This window comes from Saccharopolyspora sp. NPDC045941, assembly GCF_056431445.1.
Genome location: NZ_JBWKKU010000006.1, coordinates 167,931 through 186,949, shown reverse-complemented (window position 1 = coordinate 186,949; position 19,019 = coordinate 167,931). Strand labels below are relative to the sequence as shown.

Annotated in this window: 17 protein-coding genes; 3 read left to right on the top strand and 14 right to left on the bottom strand. The window is 72.9% G+C overall.

Features of this window, described 5'->3' with window-relative positions:
* Positions 1-60 precede the first annotated feature (60 nt).
* The 9 genes from cydC to AC07FN_RS07120 all read right to left on the bottom strand — a co-directional run bounded on the left by cydC (position 61) and on the right by AC07FN_RS07120 (position 9,897).
* On the bottom strand, positions 61-1,674 hold the full coding sequence (gene cydC / locus AC07FN_RS07160) for a thiol reductant ABC exporter subunit CydC (protein WP_478394825.1): 1,614 nt from the start codon (positions 1,672-1,674) through the stop codon (positions 61-63).
* Between the two features lie 5 nt (positions 1,675-1,679).
* On the bottom strand, positions 1,680-3,281 hold the full coding sequence (cydD, locus tag AC07FN_RS07155; protein ID WP_478394790.1) for a thiol reductant ABC exporter subunit CydD: 1,602 nt from the start codon (positions 3,279-3,281) through the stop codon (positions 1,680-1,682).
* Positions 3,278-4,054, bottom strand: coding sequence for a cytochrome d ubiquinol oxidase subunit II (locus AC07FN_RS07150; RefSeq protein ID WP_478394789.1), 777 nt, complete (start codon positions 4,052-4,054; stop codon positions 3,278-3,280). Before AC07FN_RS07150 ends, cydD begins: the two co-directional genes overlap by 4 nt.
* A gap of 10 nt (positions 4,055-4,064) precedes the next feature.
* Entirely contained in the window at positions 4,065-5,336 is a 1,272-nt protein-coding gene (locus tag AC07FN_RS07145; RefSeq protein ID WP_478394788.1) for a cytochrome ubiquinol oxidase subunit I, read from the bottom strand.
* A 109-nt stretch (positions 5,337-5,445) separates the two neighbouring features.
* Entirely contained in the window at positions 5,446-6,111 is a 666-nt protein-coding gene (locus AC07FN_RS07140; RefSeq protein WP_478394787.1) for a response regulator, read from the bottom strand.
* Positions 6,108-7,268: a sensor histidine kinase gene (locus AC07FN_RS07135; protein ID WP_478394786.1), complete on the bottom strand. Its 1,161-nt coding sequence runs from the start codon at positions 7,266-7,268 to the stop codon at positions 6,108-6,110. Before AC07FN_RS07135 ends, AC07FN_RS07140 begins: the two co-directional genes overlap by 4 nt.
* Positions 7,265-8,032, bottom strand: a complete 768-nt coding sequence (locus AC07FN_RS07130; RefSeq protein WP_478394785.1) for an ABC transporter permease — start codon at positions 8,030-8,032, stop codon at positions 7,265-7,267. The genes AC07FN_RS07135 and AC07FN_RS07130 overlap by 4 nt, the downstream gene beginning before the upstream one ends.
* Positions 8,033-8,041: 9 nt before the next feature.
* On the bottom strand, positions 8,042-9,016 hold the full coding sequence (locus AC07FN_RS07125) for a S1C family serine protease (RefSeq protein ID WP_478394784.1): 975 nt from the start codon (positions 9,014-9,016) through the stop codon (positions 8,042-8,044).
* A 65-nt stretch (positions 9,017-9,081) separates the two neighbouring features.
* Positions 9,082-9,897, bottom strand: coding sequence for a TerC family protein (locus tag AC07FN_RS07120; protein WP_478394783.1), 816 nt, complete (start codon positions 9,895-9,897; stop codon positions 9,082-9,084).
* Between the two features lie 293 nt (positions 9,898-10,190).
* Between AC07FN_RS07120 and AC07FN_RS07115 the strand changes: the two genes are divergently transcribed.
* Both AC07FN_RS07115 and AC07FN_RS07110 read left to right on the top strand, forming a co-directional pair.
* A complete protein-coding gene (locus tag AC07FN_RS07115) occupies positions 10,191-10,877 on the top strand; it encodes a GntR family transcriptional regulator (protein ID WP_478394782.1) in 687 nt (228 codons plus the stop codon).
* 6 nt (positions 10,878-10,883) lie between these two features.
* Entirely contained in the window at positions 10,884-11,792 is a 909-nt protein-coding gene (locus tag AC07FN_RS07110) for an aminoglycoside phosphotransferase family protein (RefSeq protein ID WP_478394781.1), read from the top strand.
* Between the two features lie 16 nt (positions 11,793-11,808).
* Here AC07FN_RS07110 and AC07FN_RS07105 read toward each other — a convergent pair whose 3' ends face one another.
* Both AC07FN_RS07105 and AC07FN_RS07100 read right to left on the bottom strand, forming a co-directional pair.
* Positions 11,809-12,642, bottom strand: a complete 834-nt coding sequence (locus AC07FN_RS07105; protein ID WP_478394780.1) for a class I SAM-dependent methyltransferase — start codon at positions 12,640-12,642, stop codon at positions 11,809-11,811.
* Entirely contained in the window at positions 12,639-13,544 is a 906-nt protein-coding gene (locus AC07FN_RS07100; protein ID WP_478394779.1) for an NAD(P)/FAD-dependent oxidoreductase, read from the bottom strand. The genes AC07FN_RS07105 and AC07FN_RS07100 overlap by 4 nt, the downstream gene beginning before the upstream one ends.
* 65 nt (positions 13,545-13,609) lie before the next feature.
* Between AC07FN_RS07100 and AC07FN_RS07095 the strand changes: the two genes are divergently transcribed.
* Entirely contained in the window at positions 13,610-14,176 is a 567-nt protein-coding gene (locus AC07FN_RS07095; protein WP_478394778.1) for a helix-turn-helix domain-containing protein, read from the top strand.
* A 9-nt stretch (positions 14,177-14,185) separates the two neighbouring features.
* On the opposite strand, the gene AC07FN_RS07090 is transcribed toward AC07FN_RS07095, so the two are convergent.
* The 3 genes from AC07FN_RS07090 to AC07FN_RS07080 are packed head-to-tail and all read right to left on the bottom strand — an operon-like array spanning position 14,186 to position 18,900.
* Positions 14,186-15,127, bottom strand: coding sequence for a 2Fe-2S iron-sulfur cluster-binding protein (locus AC07FN_RS07090; RefSeq protein ID WP_478394777.1), 942 nt, complete (start codon positions 15,125-15,127; stop codon positions 14,186-14,188).
* 42 nt (positions 15,128-15,169) lie between these two features.
* Positions 15,170-16,987 (bottom strand): NAD(P)H-dependent oxidoreductase subunit E, encoded by a 1,818-nt coding sequence (locus AC07FN_RS07085; protein ID WP_478394776.1) that lies wholly within the window; start codon positions 16,985-16,987, stop codon positions 15,170-15,172.
* Positions 16,978-18,900, bottom strand: coding sequence for a molybdopterin oxidoreductase family protein (locus AC07FN_RS07080; RefSeq protein WP_478394775.1), 1,923 nt, complete (start codon positions 18,898-18,900; stop codon positions 16,978-16,980). The genes AC07FN_RS07085 and AC07FN_RS07080 overlap by 10 nt, the downstream gene beginning before the upstream one ends.
* Positions 18,901-19,019 lie beyond the last annotated feature (119 nt).

Below are 19,019 nucleotides of genomic sequence, written 5' to 3'. Positions count from 1 at the left end.
GTCCGGTGAACGATCATCCTGCGCCGCGGCGGCGATTCAGTCAACGTTTCAACCAAACGATCACCGGGCGCCGACGAGCAGCTCCGCCTCCCAGAGGTCGAGGTAGGGGCCGGGGACCGCCACCAGTTCGTCGTGCGGGCCGCGTTGCACGATACGGCCGCGATCCAGGACGAGCACCTCGTCGAACTCCGGCAGGCAGGCCAGCCGGTGCGTGACGACGACGGTCGTGCGGCCGGATCGCGCGCGCAGGACACCGGCGAGCAGTTCGTCGGCCAGCCGGGTCTCCAGGGATTCGCCCGGTTCGTCCAAGAGCAGCACGGGCGGGTCGGCCAGCAGCGCCCGGGCCAGCAGCAGGCGCTGCCGTTGGCCGCCCGAGATGTCCTGGCCGCTCTCGCCGACGAGCGTGTCGAACCCCGCAGGCAGGCTGCGGATCCAGCTGAGCAGTCCGGCCTGCGCCGAGGCGCGCGCCAGCTGCTCATCGGTGGCATCCGGCGCGGCCAGCCGCAGGTTCTCCCGGATGGTGGTGTCGAAGACGTGCGCGTCCTGGGTCACCGCACGGGTTTCCGGGCGCTCGACCCGCCCGGTCGACGGCTCGACCAGCCCGGTCATGACGCCGAGCGCGGTGCTCTTGCCCGCCCCGCTGGCGCCGACGATCGCGACCGTCCGGCCCGGCTCGATGACCAGGTCGATGCCGCTCAGCGCCGGAGCCGCGTAGTGCACCGACACGTCGTGGAGGGCGAGCCTTCCCGCGTTCGCCTGCGGATCCGGCTTCGGCGCGACGGTCACCAGCTCGGCGACCCGCCGCAACGCCGGACGGTGTTCGGCGTACTTGCGCGCGGCTTCGATGAGCGGCAGAACCGGCTCGAATGCCGCCAGCGCCAGGAATCCCACCACCGCGGCCGTGACCTGCTGACGGCCGTCGACCAGCGCGAGCCACGTCGCGCCCACCGCGGTCAGGCCCTGGACCGCGATCCCGGCCGCGGTCAGAAAGCCGGCCGCCCGGGCGGAAGCCCGCTCTCGGCGGGCGATCCGCGCCATGTGCTCCCCGGCTCGGGCCGTCGCCCCGGCGGTGGCGTTGAACGCGGCCAATTCCCTTGCGCCGTCGACGAGATCCGCACTGGCCACCGCGAGCAGCGCACGATCCTCCGCTGCCGCAGCCAGATTCCTGCCCGTCATCGGCAGCGCGAGCAGCGGCAACGCCACACCAGCCAGCAGCAGGCCCGCGACCAGCACCGACCCGGCCGCCGGGGCGACCGCGAGGCACACCAGCGCCGACGACGCGCCCACGACGAGCGCTATCGCCGCCGGTGACAGGCAGCGCAGCAGCAACTCCTGCACGCTGTCCACGTCGGCGATCAGGCGCGCCAGTGCGTCACCGTCGCGCATCGGCGGTCGCCCGAGCCTCGACCGGAACACCTTCGGCCGGAGCTCGGCGACCACGCGCAGCGCGGCGTCGTGCCCGGCGAGCCGCTCCAGGTAGCGGAACGTGCCGCGCGCCAGCGCGCAGGCTCGGACGCCGACGATCGCCAGGCTCAGCGCGGACAGTGCGGGCTGTTCCGCGGCGCGGGTGATCAGCCAGGCCGCCAACGCCATCAGGCCCACGGCGCTGAGTTCGGCAACCATTCCGCACGCCACCGCGGCGAGCAGCCGCGGCGCGCGGACGAGCCGCAGCATCGCGATCACGCCGCCACCTCCGCCGGGGATTCGACGACGCCGCCGCGAATCCGGATGACCCGGTCGGCCGTCGCGAGCAGGGCGGGGCGGTGCGCGACCACGATGGCCGTGCGGCCGCTGAGCACCGTCGCCGCCGATGCCGCCAAGGCCGATTCGCTGTGCAGGTCCAGCCGCGCCGTGGGCTCGTCCAGCAGCACGATCGGCGCGTCCTTCAGGTAGGCGCGGGCGACGGCGATGCGTTGCCGCTGCCCCGCCGACAGGTCCGCCCCGCGCTCGCCCAGCCGGGACCGGTAGCCCTCCGGGCGCCGTTCGACGAACTCCGCGGCGTGCGCGGCGCGGGCCGCCTCGCGCACTTGCTCCATCGATGCCTCCGGTGCGCCGAGGCGGATGTTGTCGGCCACGGTCGCGGCGAACAGGTGCGGGTGCTGCGGCACCCATGCCACCCCGCGTCGCCACCGGTCGATGTCGAGATCCCGCAGGTCGACGCCGTCGACGAGGATCCGCCCGCTCTCCGGCGCCACGAAGCCCAGCAGCAGGTGGAGCACCGTGGACTTGCCCGCGCCGCTGGGCCCGACCAGCGCGACCCGCTCCCCCGGGCGGACCACGAACGAAACCCGGTCCAGCACCGGGGTTTCCTGGCCGGGGAAGCGGACCGTCACCTCGTCGAACCTGATCTCGCCCGCCGTCGCGGGGCACCGGCCGCCCGGCGCACCCGTTGGGCGGTCGAGGATCTCGAACGCCTCCTCGACCACGGCCATCCCCTCGGCCCCGGCGTGGAACCGGGTGCCCAGCGCGCGCAGCGGGATCAGCGCCTCCGGCGTCAGCAGCAGCACCAGCAGGGCGGTTTCGAGGTGGAGGCCGCCGGCGAGCAGGCGCAGGCCGATCGGCACCGCCACCAGCGCGATCGCCAGCGAGCACACGACTTCCAGCACGAAGCCGGACAGGAACGCCACGCGCAGCGCTCCCATCGTCGCCCGTCGGTGCTCATCTGCCATCCGCCCGATCACCGCCGCCTGGTGCTCGGCCCGTCGGAAGACCCGCAGGGTCGTCAGCCCGGCCAGGACGTCCCGGAAGTGCCCGCCCAACCGCCGGAGGTGCGCCCACTGGTGACGGGTGACGTCGCGGGTGCGCAGCCCGATCACCGCGCCGAACAACGGGATCAGCGGCATGGTCACGGCGACGATCAGCGCCGAGGACCAGTCCGCGAAGCCCAGCCGCACCAGCACCAGCGGCGGCACCGACGCCGCCACCACCAACTGCGGGACCACGCCGGTGAGCAGGGGATCCACTGCGTCGAGCCCCCTGGTGACGAGCGTGGTGAACGATCCGCTCGACCGCTGCGAGCCCGCGCGGGCCAGCAAGTCGCGGCGCACCGCCGCCGTCGCGTCCGCCGCGGCGCGCTGGATCAGCGCACCACCGGCCCACGCGGCGCAGGCCCGCAGCGCGACCGCGCCCGCCAGCCACGGCAGGTAGCCGGGGTCGAGCCGGGCGATGGCGCGGGCCAGCAGATCGGCTTGCGCGATGATCAGCGCGCCTTGCGCCAGCGCCAGGCAGGCCAGGGCGATCAGGACGGATCGGGGCAGCAGGCCCAGCAGTCGCTCGTTCACAGGTACGACGGCCTTTCCACCCGGCCCCGGCACACCCACCACGAGTAGGCCTGCGCGGCGATCAGCAGCGGCGTGATCACCAGCATCGCCGGGAGCAGCAGGCCCAGCGTGCCGGGATCGGCGACGTTGTCCAGCAGCGGTAGCCGGATTCCCACCACCAGGCACAGCACCACCATCGCCGCCGACGTCAGCGCGAACGCCCGCCGCTCGTCGCCGCGCCCGAACAACGCCCTCGCCCGCTGGTGCAGCGGCCCGGACAGCCGAAGCGCGGCGAAGGCCAGCCCGTGCACCGCGAACACCGCCGCGATCGCGACCGCCGCCAGCACCGCGCTGGGCCCAGTGGCCACGGCGTGGATCTGGCCCGCCAGCAGGCCCGCGAACATCCAGCCCCAGCTGAGCGCGACCGCCCAGCTGCCGCCGGTGATCGTCGCGTCGCAGATCGCCCACCAGGCCCGGGCATCCGCCCGGCCGCGCAGCCACAGCCCCATGTCGCGCAGGATCCAGCCGCACAGCAGCAGCACCACCGCCGGGAACAGGCCGCTGAGCAGTTCTCCTTCCAGTTCGGGGAAATTGCCGACGAGGACGCCGGCGGTGGCCACCAGCCAGACCTCGTTGCCGAGGAAGAACGGGGCGATGGCGGCGATCACCAGGCGGCGTTGCGCCGCGTCCCGGCCCAGCACCGGCAGCAGCATGCCCACCCCGATGTCCGCACCGCCCAACAAGAAGTAGCCGAGGGCGAAAACGCCCAGCGCCACGACGGCCAGCAATTCCACAGCGGTCTCCTCACAGCGACGCGGTGATCGGGGTCGGGCAGGTTCCGGCCTCCGGGCGGCCCAGGGCGACCTGGTCGGGCGCGCGACCGGCCTGGCGCAGCAGCAGCACCCAGTTCACCACCAGCAGGAGTCCGAAGAGGACGGTGAAGGCCACCAGCGATGCCCGCATCGCCGCCGGTGACACGTCGGAGACCGCGTCCCGGGTGAGCAGGACGCCGTTGATCACCCACGGCTGGCGGCCCATCTCGCGGAACACCCAGCCGGCGAGCATCGCGACGTAGGGCAGCGGGATCGCCGCCACCAGCAGCAGGTGCCACGGCCGGAACCGCCGGACCACCGGCCGGAACAGGGCCAGCAGCGCGCTCGGGAACAGCAGCAGGAACATGAACCCGAACGCCGCCATCATCGCCGAACCGCCGGCGCTCACCCACGCCTCCGGCGGCACGTAGTCACCGGCACCGAAGCGGGCGACCCGCTCCGCCTGCAACCGGGCGATCTCCGCCTGCCGGCCGCCCCACACCGCGAGCTTCATCGGCTGGTAGTCACCGAGCACGTCGAACTGGATCCCGCCCGCGGTCGCGGTCGCGAACAACGCCGGAAGCGCGGTGAACACCCCGATCCGCAGCGACTTGGTGAACAGGTCCGCCTCCGGGTCGCGGCGGAACAGGCGGTAGGCGCTGATCCCGGCGACGAAGAAGCCTGCCGTGACGAGCGCTCCGCCGAGGATGTGCCAGAACGCCGCGATCGACGCCGGGTTCGTCAGCACCGCCCAGGAATCGGCCAGCCGCAGCTCGTCGCCGACCCGCTCGTAGCCCACCGGGTTCTGCAGGAATCCGTTGGAGACCATGATCCAGTAGGCCGAGGCGTACGCGGTGATCGTGACGCCCCAGATCAGCCCGAGGTGCACCCAGCGGTTCAGCCGGCCCCAGCCGAAGATCCACAGCCCGAGGAACGTCGACTCGACGAAGAACGCGACCAGCGTCTCCATCGCCAGCGACGCGCCGAAGACGTTGCCGGCCTGGTGCGTCAGCCCGCTCCAGGCCAGGCCGAACTGGAACTCCATCACCAGCCCGGTGACGATGCCGACGGCGTAGTTGATCACGTACAGCTGGCCCCAGAACCGGGTCATCCGCTGGTGCACCGGATTCCGGGACAGCGTGGCCCTGGTCTGGATGCACGCCACCAGCGTCGCCAGTCCGATGGTCAGGGCGACGAACAGGAAGTGGCCGCCTGCGGTCAGGGCGAACTGCAGGCGCGCCAGGTCGAGGGTCTCGGGATTCACGCCGACAACACTGGCCGCGAGGTGCACCCCGGGTCGTCATTCCTGAGCGGACACTTCGGCTACCACGGCGGTTGCACCCTAGGGGCGATCCCTTACGCCTGGAGTTGCGCTACTCCAGCCAGCTCGGCGTGATCAACGCGGATTCGTAGGCGAAGACCACCAGCTGCGCCCGGTCGCGCGCGGCCAGCTTGCTCATGATCCGGCTCACGTGCGTCTTCGCCGTTGCCGGGCTGAGCACCAGCCGCGCGGCGATCTCGTCGTTGGACAGGCCGCGCGCCACCAGCGTCAGCACCTCGCGCTCCCGGTCGGTGAGCGAGTTCAGCCGGGGGTGTGGCGCCGGCCGGTCGGCGCGGTCGGCGAACTCCGCGATCAGCCGCCGGGTGATGGCCGGGGCGAGCAGCGCGTCGCCGCGGGCCACCACCCGTACCGCGTGGATCAGCTCGGTCGGCTCGGTGTCCTTGACCAGGAAGCCGCTGGCCCCGGCGCGCAACGCGGCGTAGACGTAGTCGTCCAGGTCGAAGGTGGTCAGGATGATCACCTTCACCACCGCCAGCTTCGGGTCGGCGGCGATCCGGCGGGTCGCCTCCAGCCCGTCCAGGTCCGGCATCCGGATGTCCATCAGCACCACGTCGGGCCACAGCTCCGCGGCGCGGCGCACCGCCTCGGCGCCGTCGGGCGCCTCCGCCACGATCTCGATGTCGTCCTCGCTGCCCAGGATCGACCGGAATCCGGCGCGCACCAGCGTCTGGTCGTCGGCCAGCAGCACCCGGATCACGTGGCGTTCCTCCAAGGCAGGCGAGCGTGCACCCGGAAACCGCCGGCCGGGCGCCGCCCGGCCGAGAATTCCCCGCCGAGCGCCTGCACGCGTTCTTCCATCCCCCGGATCCCGTTGCCCCGGTGGGTGTTCCGGTCCGCTGCGCCGGCTCCGTCGTCGTCGATCTCCACCCGCACATCATGATCGGAATACCGGATCCGCACGCAAGCCGTGCGCGCGTCGGCGTGTCGGGTCACGTTCGTCAGCGCTTCCTGCACGATCCGGTAGCCGGCGAGGTCGACCTCCGGCGGCAGCGGCCGGACCGGCCCGGCGAGTTCGGTGCGCACCGCCAGCCCGGTGACCCCGGCCTGCTCGACCAGCGCGTCGATCCGGGCCAGGCTCGGGGCGGGCGCGGTCGGTGCCGCCTCGTCGACCTGGCGCAGCACGCCGAGCGTGGCCCGCAGGTCGCGCAGCGCGTCCTTGCTGGCCTGCTTGATGGACACCAGCGCCGGTTCCGCCTGGCCCGGATCGGCGTCGAGGCGGTGCAGCGCGGCCCCGGCCTGCACGTTGATCAGCGAGATGTGGTGGCCGAGCACGTCGTGCAGCTCCCGCGCGATCCGCAACCGCTCGTCGCTGGCGCGCCGGCGCGCTTCCTCGTCCTTCTCCCGTTCGGCGGCCAGCATCCGCTGCTCGGCCTCGCGCAGATAGGCGCGCCGGTTGTGGACCAGGCCACCGATCGCGACCGCCGCGACCAGCCACCCGGCCAGCAGGTACGCCGAAGTGTTGTCGAGGTGCCGCCGACCGGAGCCCATCTCGCCGTAGCCGACCAGGAGCATCGCCGCGACGGCGAGGACCGCCGCCACCGCGGTGCGCCCTTCAGCCGCCACCGTGAACAGCGCGACGGCGAACGCCAGCACCAGCGGCCCGTCGAAGGTGCTCAGCGGGTAGTAGAAACCGCACGCCACCAGCGTGAACAGCGCGACCGGCACCGGGAACCGGCGGCGGAGGAGCAGGGCGGCGCAGGCGGCGGCGATCAGCAGGCCGTCCAGCAGGTGGAAGTCGGCGAACGTGGTGGGGAACCGCAGCAGCCCGGAACCCACGACCATCGCCGCGACCACCAGCGCGAGCGCCGCATCGGCGGCCCGGCCGTGCAGGGGCCATCGCCGGGAGTCCGTCATACCCGGGAGAATAGGCGCGCTCCGGTGCGCGTCAGCACGCCACGGGCGACGATCTCCAGCACGACCAGGATCGCCACCGACTCCACCGCCAGCAGCGCCACCAGCACGTACAGCTGGATGATCCCGGCCTGGACGGGGCTCGCGCCGCCGAGCAGCATCCCGACGAACGCGCCCGGCAGCGTCACGGTGCCCACGGTGCGGGTCTGGTCCAGCGCGGGCACCAGGGCGCTGCCGGCCACCGGCCGAACGATCTCCAGCCGCGCCGCGCGATCCACGAGTCCCAGCGCCAGCGCGGCCTCCACCTCGCCGCGCCGCTGCTGCAGCTCGTCCAGCAGCCGCCGCCCGGCCAGCGCGGTCGCCACCAGCGCGCCGCCGATCAGCTGCCCCACCAGCGGGATCAGCACCAGCCCGGTCAGCGGGACCGCGCCGGTGACGACGAGCAACAGCACCGCCGGGGCGACGCCGGCGGCGATCGGCAGCGCCGCCCACAGCCACGTGCGGTCGCCGGTGATCCGCCGCCCGGCGGTGTGCGCGGCGATCGCGAACATCAGCACTATGAACAGCGCCGCCAGGGCGGTCCACCGGACGATGTAGGCGATCAGCAGCGATACGACGAGCAGCTGCACGGCGCCGCGCAGGCCGGCGAACAGCACGTCGCGGTATCGCGCCAGCCCGCCCAGGCCGGCGACCGCCGCGGCGGTGACCAGCAGCAACGCGATGGCCACGCCGAGCGCCGGCGTGACCGGGATGGATCCGGAGAGCACTGTCCGACTCTATGCCGCCGGGCCCGCTCCGCCCGCCTGGCTCCGGCCGTCCTGGAGCTCCACGGGTTCGGTGATCACATCGACCAGCGCGCCGTTGCGGGTGACCGTGATCTGCAGCGGCCGGCCGATGGCCTCCGCGAACATCAGCCGTTGCAGGCCCTGCGCGTCGCGCACCGGGCTGCCGCCCGCGGTCAGCACCAGGTCGCCGCGGTGCAGCCCGGCCCGGGCCGCCGGGCTCTGCCGCACCACGTCGACCACCCGCAGTCCGGTGTTCTGCCCGGTGCGCTCGGCCAGGTCGTCCGGCAGCGGCGCCGGGATGGTCACCAGGCCGAGGAAGGCTCGGCGGACCCGGCCGTCCCGGACCAGCGAGTCGACGATGCGCCGGGTGGTGGCGTTGATCGGGATCGCCAGGCCCAGGCCGACCCCGGCGACCGCGGTGCTCACGCCCACCACGAGGCCCCGCGCGTCCGCCAGCGCGCCGCCGGAGTTGCCGGGGTTGAGGGCGGCGTCGGTCTGGATCACGTCCTCGATGATCCGGGCCGCGTTCCCGCTGCGCACGGGCAGCGACCGGCCCAGCCCGCTGACCACGCCGGCGGTGACCGATCCGGCCAGCCCGAGCGGATTGCCCACGGCGACGACGAGCTGCCCGACCACCAGCCGGTCGCTGTCGCCGAGCTGGACCGGCGGCGGTGTTCCCCCGGTCGCCCGGACCACGGCCAGGTCGGAGAGCGGATCCGTGCCGACCACGGTGAACGGGGCGCTGGTGCCGTCGGCGAAGCGCGCGGTGCCGCCGCCGGCCCGGCCGATGACGTGCGCGTTGGTCAGCATGAAGCCGTCGGCGGTGAACACCACCGCCGATCCGGCGGCCTCGCCCCATTCGCCGGACGAGTGCAGGCTCGCCACGCTGGGCGTGATCGCCGCCGCGACGGCGGCCACCGTCCGCGAGTAGACGTCCAGTTCGTCGAACCGATCCTCCGAAGCCATCGCGGGCCTCCAACCGGAATCTCGTGGTTCTTCCGGAACGCCGGGCGGCCCGCGGGAATTCCGGGTCAGGGCGAGGGTGCGCGCGCCGCGGTGATCGCGCTCAGCGCGGCGACCACGGTGATCATCCCGAGCGTCAGCACCGTCACCTGCGCGTCCGGCCCGGTTCCGGTCACCCCGGCCAGCACCGACTTCACTCCGATGAACACCAGCACCACCGCGAGCCCTGCCGAGGCGTCCGGGATCCGGTCGACCAGGCCGGCGACCAGGCGGAACAGCCGGTGGAAGCCGAGCAGGGAGAACATGCCGGCGCAGAACGCCAGGTACGCCCCGCCGGTCTCCGCCGCCGACACCGAGAACAGCGCGAGAACAGCGGCCGCCAGCACCGCCGCGGCCGGTGCGGCCCCGGGCCTGCCCAGCACGGCTGGGAGCGTCGCCGCGTCATCGTGGCGGAAGACCGGCCACGCGGCCGCGAGCACGCAGGCGCCGAACAGCGCGGAGATCCAGGCGTTGGCGGAGGCGCCCGGGATGCCGAACGCGATGAGCCCGAACCGGGCCAGCGCGGAAACGGCCACGCCGAGGACCACGACTCGGTGCCGGTCCCGCGCCCCGCTGGTGATCAGCACGAACACCACCAGCGCGTCAACCGTCACCGCCAGCGAACTGCCCCACCCGGCGAAGAACGCCCCGGCGCTCCGGGCATCGTCGACGGCGAGCACCGCAGCGCCGAACAGCGCGGCGAGCAGGAGGTAGCCGCCGACGGCGAGTGCGTCGGCGCGCGGCGACGGTTCGGGCCGCGCACGCCAGCCCGAGGCCAGATCGCGGGCTATCAGCGCGAGCAGGATTCCCGCCGTCGCGAACCACAACAACGCAGGCACGTGCATGAGCGCCTCCGGCTGGGAGGATCGCTGGTCCCCCGCGGGCCGTTGTTCGGCCCAGCACCAGTGGTTCTAGTCCCGCCGCGCACGCCATGTCCAGCGGCACCAGGCCGTTCCATCCGTTCGGCCCAGCGATCCGTCCCCTGTGGACGATCACGTCCGACGGGGCTTCGCCGCGGGTTCCGGAGCGACGCATACTGTATGCTAAAGCCATCGGGCAAAACACCCGCCGCCGACCGCAAGCGCACCGATCGACCAGGACCGCCGGGCGGACCTGGCCCAGCCCCGGAGTTGACCGCATGTCGCTGACCTCGAAACTGCCGCAGGGCATCGCCGCGCGCCAGGTCGCGCGCCCGGTCCCGCTCCGGGAAACCGTCTACGAAGCCATCCTGGAACTCATCATCACCGGCGAGCTCAAGCCCGGCCAGCACCTGGTCGAGAAGGAACTCGCCGAGCTGCTCGGCGTTTCCCGGCAGCCGGTGCGCGAAGCGCTGCAATGGCTGAAGAAGGACGAATGGGTCGACCTGCGGCCGGGCTACGGCGCGTTCGTGCACAGCCCGACCCCGGAAGAGGCCGACCAGCTGCTGAGCGTCCGCACGCTGCTGGAGGCCGAGTCCGCCCGGCTGGCGGCGCTGAACTCGACCAAGGAGGGCGTGGCCGGCCTCAAGCAGGTCTACAAGCGCGGCGTCCAGGCCCTCAAGGCCGACGACGTCGACGAGGTGGTCGCGGCCAACGCCGAACTGCACCACCTGATCACCGAGATGTCCGGCAACAAGATCCTCAAGGAGATCGCGGCCCAGGTGGCCCGCCGGGTCCGCTGGTACCACACGCCGGTGGCCAAGTCCCGGGGCAAGAAGTCCTGGGACGAGCACTCGGCCCTGATCGACGCGATCAGCAAGGGCGAGGCCGACCGGGCGGCCCGGCTGATGCGCGAGCACACCGAGCACACCCGCGAGACCTACCTGGCGCAGAACTCCGAGGGCTGAGTCGGCGTGACCGCTTCGGCGAACTTGACCGCGCGGCAGGTGGCTTCGCTGGTCGCGGATGCGTTGGTGCTGCGCGGCCCGCTCGCGGTGCGCCCGATCGACGAGGGCGGGGAGCACCTGTCGTGGTCGGTGGGCGAACGGCACGTGGCGCGGTTCGCCGCGGACGCCGGATCGACGCGCCGGCAGCGCCGCGAGCTCGCGGTCCGCGACCTGCTCCGCGACCGCATCGGCGTGGCGCTGCCCCGCTCGGCGGCCGCCGGCGAATGGGCACCCGGCCTGGCGTTCACAGTGGACGAACGCCTGCCCGGAACCTCCGCGGAGGCGCAGCCGGTGTCCGTGGCGGGTGAACGGGACCTGGCGGTGATGCTGTCCGGGCTACGGGCGGTGCCCATCGCCACCGCCGCCGAGCTGGGCGTCCCGACCGCTGCCGAGCGCAATTTCCCCGAGCTGGTGCGCGAAGCGGGGGCAGCCGCCGACCGGCTCGCGGCGCAGGACCACCTGCGGGCGGATTGCGCCCCGGAGCGGCTGGCCCTGCCGGTCGGCCCGTCGCAGGCGCAGGTCCTGCTGCATGCCGATCTGAAGGGTGAGCACCTGCTCGTCGATGAATCCGGCGCGATTTCCGGCGTGCTGGACTGGACGGACGCCGAAACAGGCGATCCGGCAACGGATGTCGCCGGGCTCGTCATCTCGGTCGGCGCACCCGCCGCCGCCCGCGTCGCCGAGCGAGCGGGGTATGGCGAGGACATCATCGTCAGAGGACTCGTGCTCGCCCGCTGCGACACCGCCATCCTGCTCGACGACCGGCTCAACGGCGACGACGACAGCCCCGAGGCGCTGCTGCGCGACCAGCTCGCCCGTGCCTGGCGTCCGACTCCGCTCGACGACGGTCACCGCGCGCGCTCCGGGTCGCGGTAGCCACCCGGAGCGCACATCAGGATTGCGGCCGGCGGCCGAAGTACACCGTTTTCGCCGTCAGCAGGAACAGGTCCTGCCGCCGGTCGATGCCCGCCGGATCGGCCGGGTCCAGCAACCTGTCCAACGTGGCCACGTCCTCGGGGTCCAGGACCTCGGCGAAAGCCCCGCGCTGGCGCTCCAGCAACCGGCGCACGAACCGTCGCGGCCCGTCGGCCAGGGGCGCCGGGCGGTCGACGAGGAAGGTCTTGCTGCGCGCGTCGGTCAGGCCCGCCGCGCGCAGCATGCCGGGCCAGTCCTCCAGCACCCGCACCGATCCGGGCCGCTCGGCCCGCATCTGGGCGAACCGGTCCGCCGTGACCGCGTCCAGCCGGGTCTGCAGGCCGGGACGCCCGAAGCCGAGGTCGCGCGGCAGCCAGCGCTCCGGCAGCCCGCCCTCGACGATGGTCAGCACGCCGCCGGGCGCGAGCAGCCGGGCCAGCCGGTCCAGCGCGGCCTGCTGATCGCCGACGTGGTGCACGACCTGCCCCGACCACACCAGGTCAGCCGGTTCCAGGCCGTCCAGGCCCGCCGGGAACTCGGCCACCCGCGTGCGCACCTCGACGCCGGACCGCTCGGCCCGCCGCTCAGCGCGCGCCAGCAGTTCCGGTGTCCCATCCACGGCCGTGACCTCGGCTTTCGGGAAGGCCGCCGCCAGCAGGCAGGCCGCCACCCCTGGACCGCTGCCGATGTCCAGGATCCGTTGCGGCGCAAGGTGTTCCAGTTCCCCGATGGCCTGCCGCACGTACGGTCCGTGCGTCTCGCCCTCCTGCTCCAGCAGGTCGGCCATCGCCGCCCAGTCGATGTCCTTCACCGCGCCACCTCCAGCAGATCCGCTTCCACCAGGTCCGCGTTCACCGCGATCGCGGCCTTCCCGCCGGCCGCCGCCGCGTTCACCACCTGGGCCCGCGGGTCCACCACGTTGCCGACGGCCCACACCCCCGGCACGCTGGTCAGCCCGCCCTGATCGACCCGCACCCAGCCGTCGTCGCCGCGCTCGCAGCCCAGCCCGGTCAGCAACGCGTCGTTGGGCACGAACCGGGGCGGCACGAACAACACGGTCAGCGCCTCGACGGTCCCGTCCGCCAGCCGCACTCCGCGCAGCTCGTCGCCCGCCACCTCTAGGCCGCCGACCGCGCCGTCGACGATCCGGACGCCGCGCGCGATCAGCTTCGCGCGGCTGTCGTCGTCCAGGGTCTCGGCGAAGAACACCACGTCGTCGGACCACTGCCGCACCAGCAGGGCCTGGTGCACGGCCGCCTGCTGCCAGCCGAGCACGCCGAACCGCTGGTCCCGGACCTCCCAGGCGTGGCAGTACGGGCAGTGCAGCACGTCCTGCCCCCAGCGTTCCCGCAGGCCGGGGACCTCCGGGAGCTCGTCGCGCAGTCCGGTGGCCACGATCAACCGACGCGCCCGCACCACGCGATCGGCCAGCTCGACGCCGAACTCCCCGCCGTCGCGCCGCACCGCGCGCACCTCGCCGGCCTCGACGCGGCCGCCGTAGCTCTCGACCTCCGCTCGACCGGTGGCCAGCAGTTCCGCCGGCGGCGTGCCGTCCCGCGAGATGAATCCGTGCACCTGGTGCGCCGGCGCGTTGCGCGGTTCGCCGGAGTCGATCACGAGCACCCGGCGACGGGCCCGCGCAAGCACGAGCGCGGCGTTCAACCCGGCGGCGCCACCGCCGATGACCAGTACGTCTACCGTTTCCGACCTCATGGCACCCACCATGCGCCTGGCCCGGCGAACTTGACAAACCTTGTTGCTGTTTCTGCAATAAGGACATGGAAGACGTCCTCGCCGCCGTCGGACCGCGGCTCAAACGCATCCGCCAGGAGCGCAACTGCACCCTCGCGGCGCTGTCGGAGACGACCGGGATCTCGATCAGCGTGCTGTCCCGGCTGGAGTCCGGACAGAGAAAGCCCAGCCTGGAGCTGCTGCTGCCGATCGCCAACGCCCACCAGGTGCCGCTGGACGAGCTCGTCGGCGCCCCGCCGGTCGGCGATCCCCGGGTGCGGTTGAAGCCGATCCGGCAGCACGACATGACGGTGGTGCCGCTCACCCAGCACCCCGGCGGGCTGCAGGCCTTCAAAATGGTCATCGGCGCCGACCGCAGCGACCCCGACCCGCGGACGCACGAGGGCTACGAGTGGCTGTACGTGCTCAACGGCAAGCTGCGGCTGGTGCTCGCCGACCACGACGTCGTGCTCAAGGCCGGCGAGGCGGCCGAGTTCGACACGCGGCTGCCGCACTGGTTCGGCAGCACCGGGGAGGCGCCGGTGGAGATCCTCAGCCTGTTCGGGCCGCAGGGCGAGCGGATGCACACCCGCGCGAAGCCCCGCGACAAGTAGCGGACCCGGTCACGGCTCGCCCTTGCGCTCCCGGTTCTGCACGTGCTGCCAGCCGAACCGGCCCTTGATGCACAGGTTGCCGTGGCCGACCGAGCTGTCGTGCGGCGAGGTGACCCGGACTATCTCGTTGTCCTGCGTGTGCAGCGTGAGGTTGCAGCCGACACCGCAGTACGTGCACACCGTCGTGGTCTGCTGCTGCCGCGACTCGTCCCAGGTTCCGTCGCCGCGCATGTCGAACTCCGTCTTGAAGCTCAACGCGCCGGTCGGGCAGACCTCGATGCAGTTCCCGCAGTAGACGCAGGCGGATTCCGGCAGCGGCCGGGCGAACTCGGTGGAGATCCGCGCGTCGAAGCCGCGCCCGGCGACGGCGATGGCGAAGGTGTTCTGCCACTGCTGCCCGCAGGCGTCCACGCACTTGTAGCAGAGGATGCACTTGCCGTAGTCGCGGACGTAGAGGTCGTTGTCGACCTTCGCGTCCTGCCGCACCGTCGCGGCCGCGCTGCCGTCTGGCTCCTCGTGCTCTCCCGGCCGGCGTTCGTCGTGGTCGTCGGCGGGCGGTTCGGGCGGGCCGAACCGCTCCGGCCGCGCGCCGCACTCGGCCATCCACTCGCCGACCTGCGGCGTGGTCGACAGATCCGCCGAGGACGCCAGCAGTTCCAGCACCACCTTGCGGCTGCGCCGGGTGCGCTCGGAGTCGGTGCGCACCACCATGCCGGGCGCGACCTGCCGCGAGCACGACGGCACCAGCGTGCGCGAGCCCTCGACCTCCACCATGCAGACCCGGCAGGCGTTGCGGGGTTGCAGCGTGTCTCCCCAGCACAGCGTGGGGATCGAGATGCCCAGCGCCGTGCACGCGTCCAGGATCGTCGAGCCCTCCGGCACGCTGACGGTGCGACCGTCCAAAGTGAACTCGACCAGGCGGCGCGGGAGCCCGATGTCGACGGCGGTCATGCCGCACCTCCCCCGGCATCCGCCCGGGCGGCGGTGAAATCGTCACTCATGCGATCCTCCAGCTGCGAACGCGCCGAGTTGCTCCACTGCGGACTCCACCGCGTTCCAGGCCGTCTGCCCGAGCCCGCAGATGGACGAATCCCGCATCACCTGGCCGACTTCGCGCAGCAGCGCGAGGTCGTCCGCGCAGTCGCCGCGGCCCCGCGCGAGCCACCGCAACGCCTCCTCCTGCCGCACCGTCCCGACCCGGCACGGCACGCACTGCCCGCACGACTCGTCGCGGAAGAACGCGGCGATGCGCAGCAACAACGCGGGCAGGTCGACGGTGTCGTCGAAGACCAGCACCACCCCGGAACCCAGCGTGGTACCGGCCTCCCGCACGGCTTCCAGGCTCAACGGCAGGTCCAGCCGGTCGGGCCCGACGAACCCGCCCGCCGCGCCGCCGAGCAGCACCGCGCGCAGCCGCCGCCCGTCGCGCACTCCGCCGGCCAGCTCCAGCAGTTCCCGCAGGGTCGTGCCGAACGCGGCCTCGTAGACACCAGGCCGCCGCACGCTGCCGGAGAGGCAGAACAGCCGCGTCCCGGTCGACTGCTCGGTGCCGGTGCGCGCGTACTCCGCTCCGCCGCCGGTCAGGATCAGCGGCACGTTGATCAGCGTCTCGACGTTGTTGACCACGGTCGGCTTGCCGAACAGGCCGCGCTCCACCGGGAACGGCGGCTTGCTGCGCGGCTCGCCTCGGTAGCCCTCGATCGAGTTGAAGATCGCGGTCTCCTCGCCGCAGATGTAGGCGCCCGCGCCGCGGCGCAGCTCGATGTCGAAGTCGAAGCCGTCCCGGCCGAGGATGCCGCGACCGAGCAGGCCGCGCTCGCGGGCCTGGGCGATCGCGTTCCGCAGGCGGCGGGTGGCCCGCGGATACTCGCCGCGGATGTAGAGGTAGCCACGGGCGCAGCCGGTGGCGAAGCCGGCGATGGTCATCGCCTCGATCACGGCGAACGGGTCGCCCTCCATGACCACCCGGTCCTTGAAGGTGCCCGGCTCGCTCTCGTCGGCGTTGCACACCAGGTAGTGCGGCCGCACCGGCTGGCCCGCCGTGGCCTCCCACTTGCGGCCGGTCGGGAACGCCGCGCCGCCCCGCCCGGTCAGCCGCGCCTCGGTGAGCTGCCGGATCACCTCGGCCCCGCCGATGTCCAGGGCTCTCCGGAGCGCCTCGTAACCGCCGTGCGCCCGGTAGTCGTCGAGGCTTTCCGGGTCGACCACGCCGATCCGGCGCAGCAGGCGCAGCTGCGGATCGCCGGCCTGCGGCACCGAGTCCCGCACCGGCGGCTCGCGATCACCGTCGACCGGACCGGCCCCCGCGAGATCCACGGTGGACTTTCCGGTCGCCGGGGCGACCAGTTGCGCGCGGGCCGGGTCACCCGCTTGGAACGCCAGCGCGGCCGGAGCGCGTTCGCACACGCCGAGGCACGGGCTGCGCAGCCACATCACGCCGTCGTGATCCTTGCCCGCCGCACCCAGCGAAGCCTCCAGCGCCGCGCACACCTGCGCCGATCCGCTCGCCATGCAGGCCAGGTCGTCGCAGACGTGCACCACCCGCGGCGGGCGCGGACCCAGCGCGAACAGCGCGTAGAAGCTGGCCACGCCATAGGCATCGGCAGGCGGGATGGCCAGCCGCTCGCAGATGTGGTTCAACGCGCCCGTGCTGATCCAGCCCACCCGGTCGTTGACCGCGTGCAATGCGGGCAGCAGCTGATCCCGGCCCGCCGGCGGGCCATGCCCGTTGCCTCCGGGCGGGCCGAGCAGCGCGTCCACCGCCGCGCGCTCGGCATCCGTCGGTGCGGCGTTGAGCAGCTTCAGATCCACAGCGCCTCCTGGTGGGCTCCGGCCGACAGCTTGTCGACGCGGATCGCCGAGGCCTTGTACTCGGCGGTGCCCGCCACCGGGTCGGTGGCCTCGATGGTGATCAGGTTGACGTCCACCTCGTCCGGGAAGTGGAACGTCATGAACGCCAGGCCCGGCCGGAGCCCGGCGTCCAGCCGGACCGGCGCGACGATCGAGCCGCGGCGCGAGGAGATCTGCACCCGCTCCCCCTCTGCCACGCCCAAAGCCCCGGCGTCGGCCGGGCACAGGTCGAGGGTTTCGCCGCGCCGCATCGGCGAGTTGAAGCCCTGCGACTGCACCCCGGTGTTGTAGGAGTCCAGCCGGCGGCCGGTCGTCAGCCGCAGCGGGTACTCCTCGCTGAGCTCGTCGACCGGCGGGCTGTGCCGCACCGGCGCGAACACCGCGGGCTCGCCGCGCGCGACCGGATCGTCCGCCCACAGCCTGCTGTGCAGGTAGGTCGGTTCCAGCGAATCCTCGGAGAAGCAGGGCCACTGGATGCCGCCGAGCTCCGCGAGCCGCTCGTAGGACATGCCGTGGTGCATCGGCGAGAGCGCCCGCACCTCCTCCCACACCTGCTCTGCGGTGTCGAAGTGCCAGTCGTGGCCGAGGCGCCGCGCGATCTCGCAGATGATGTCGATGTCGTTGCGCGCCCCGCCGGGCGGATCCAGCGCCTTGCGCACCCGCTGCACCCGCCGCTCGCTGTTGGTGAAGGTGCCGTCCGTCTCGCACCAGGCCGCCGAGGCGGGCAGCACGACGTGCGCCTGCTGCGCGGTCTTGGTGAGGAAGATGTCCTGCACCACCAGGTGTTCCAGGTTCCGCATCCGCTTGAGGGTGCGGCCGGAGTCGGCCTCGGACTGCACCGGGTTCTCGCCGATCGCGTACACCGCGGTGAGGTCGCCGCGGTCCATCGCCTCGAACATCTGCGTCAGGTGCCAGCCGTAGCGCGGCGGGATGCTCGATCCCCAGGCCGCGTCGAACCGCTCGCGGACCTCGGGCGAGAGGATGTCCTGGAAGCCGGGCAGCCGGTTGGGGATCGCGCCCATGTCGCCGCCGCCCTGCACGTTGTTCTGGCCGCGCAACGGGTTCAGGCCGCTGCCGTAGCGGCCGACGTGCCCGGTCAGCAGGGACAGGTTGATCAGCGCCAGCACGTTGTCGGTGCCGTTGTGGTGCTCGGTGATGCCCAGCGTCCAGCACAGCTGGGCGCGGTCGGCGCGCGCGTAGGCGTGGGCGAGTTCCTCGATGAGCTCGGCGGGCACTCCCGTTTCCAGCGCCGCGACTTCCGGCGTCCACTGCCGCACTTCGGCGGCGTAGGCGTCGAAGCCGCCGGTGGCGCGGTCGATGAAGGAGCGGTTGACCAGCCCGGACGCGATGATCTCCCGGCCGATCGCGTGCGCCAGCGCGATGTCGGTGCCGACGTGCAGCTGCAGCCACCGGTGCGCCCACTTGGCGGTGCTCGTGCGCCGCGGGTCCACCACGTACAGCTTGGCGCCGCGGTTGACGGCTTTGAGCACGTGGTGGAAGAAGATCGGGTGCGCCTCGCGGGCGTTGGAGCCCCACAGCACGATCAGGTCGGCGTCCTCGATCTCCTGGTAGGACGACGTGCCGCCGCCGCTGCCGAAGACCTGGGCCAGGCCCGCCACGCTCGGCGCGTGGCAGGTCCGGTTGCAGGAGTCGACGTTGTTGGTGCCGATCACGGCGCGCGCGAACTTCTGCGCCACGTAGTTCATCTCGTTGGTGGCGCGGGCGCAGGAGAAGACGCCGAAGGCGTCCGGCCCGCGCTCCTCGACGGTGCGCGCGATTCCCCCGGCGGCCCGGTCGAGCGCTTCCTCCCACGACGCGGGCCGCAGGTCGCCGCCGTCGCGCACCAGGGGCTCGGTCAGCCTCGTGTACCCCATTCCTGCCGCCTCCTCGATACCGAAGGTCGAGCGGGTTCTCTTCTGCAACAACGCATTCCGGCGTTCGGCAGAAGCGGTCGGCCGCGGTCGGCGTTTCCGGTTTCGAGCGGGAGAGCCGA

What these genes read in the sequence shown, in the direction of transcription:
- cydC (WP_478394825.1), bottom strand. Translation starts at nt 1,674, where the DNA reads ATGCTGCGGCTCGTCCGCGCGCCGCGGCTGCTCGCCGCGGTGGCGTGC.
- AC07FN_RS07135 (WP_478394786.1), bottom strand. Translation starts at nt 7,268, where the DNA reads ATGACGGACTCCCGGCGATGGCCCCTGCACGGCCGGGCCGCCGATGCG.
- AC07FN_RS07125 (WP_478394784.1), bottom strand. Translation starts at nt 9,016, where the DNA reads ATGGCTTCGGAGGATCGGTTCGACGAACTGGACGTCTACTCGCGGACG.
- AC07FN_RS07120 (WP_478394783.1), bottom strand. Translation starts at nt 9,897, where the DNA reads ATGCACGTGCCTGCGTTGTTGTGGTTCGCGACGGCGGGAATCCTGCTC.
- AC07FN_RS07115 (WP_478394782.1), top strand. Translation starts at nt 10,191, where the DNA reads ATGTCGCTGACCTCGAAACTGCCGCAGGGCATCGCCGCGCGCCAGGTC.
- AC07FN_RS07100 (WP_478394779.1), bottom strand. Translation starts at nt 13,544, where the DNA reads ATGAGGTCGGAAACGGTAGACGTACTGGTCATCGGCGGTGGCGCCGCC.
- AC07FN_RS07095 (WP_478394778.1), top strand. Translation starts at nt 13,610, where the DNA reads ATGGAAGACGTCCTCGCCGCCGTCGGACCGCGGCTCAAACGCATCCGC.
- AC07FN_RS07090 (WP_478394777.1), bottom strand. Translation starts at nt 15,127, where the DNA reads ATGACCGCCGTCGACATCGGGCTCCCGCGCCGCCTGGTCGAGTTCACT.
- AC07FN_RS07080 (WP_478394775.1), bottom strand. Translation starts at nt 18,900, where the DNA reads ATGGGGTACACGAGGCTGACCGAGCCCCTGGTGCGCGACGGCGGCGAC.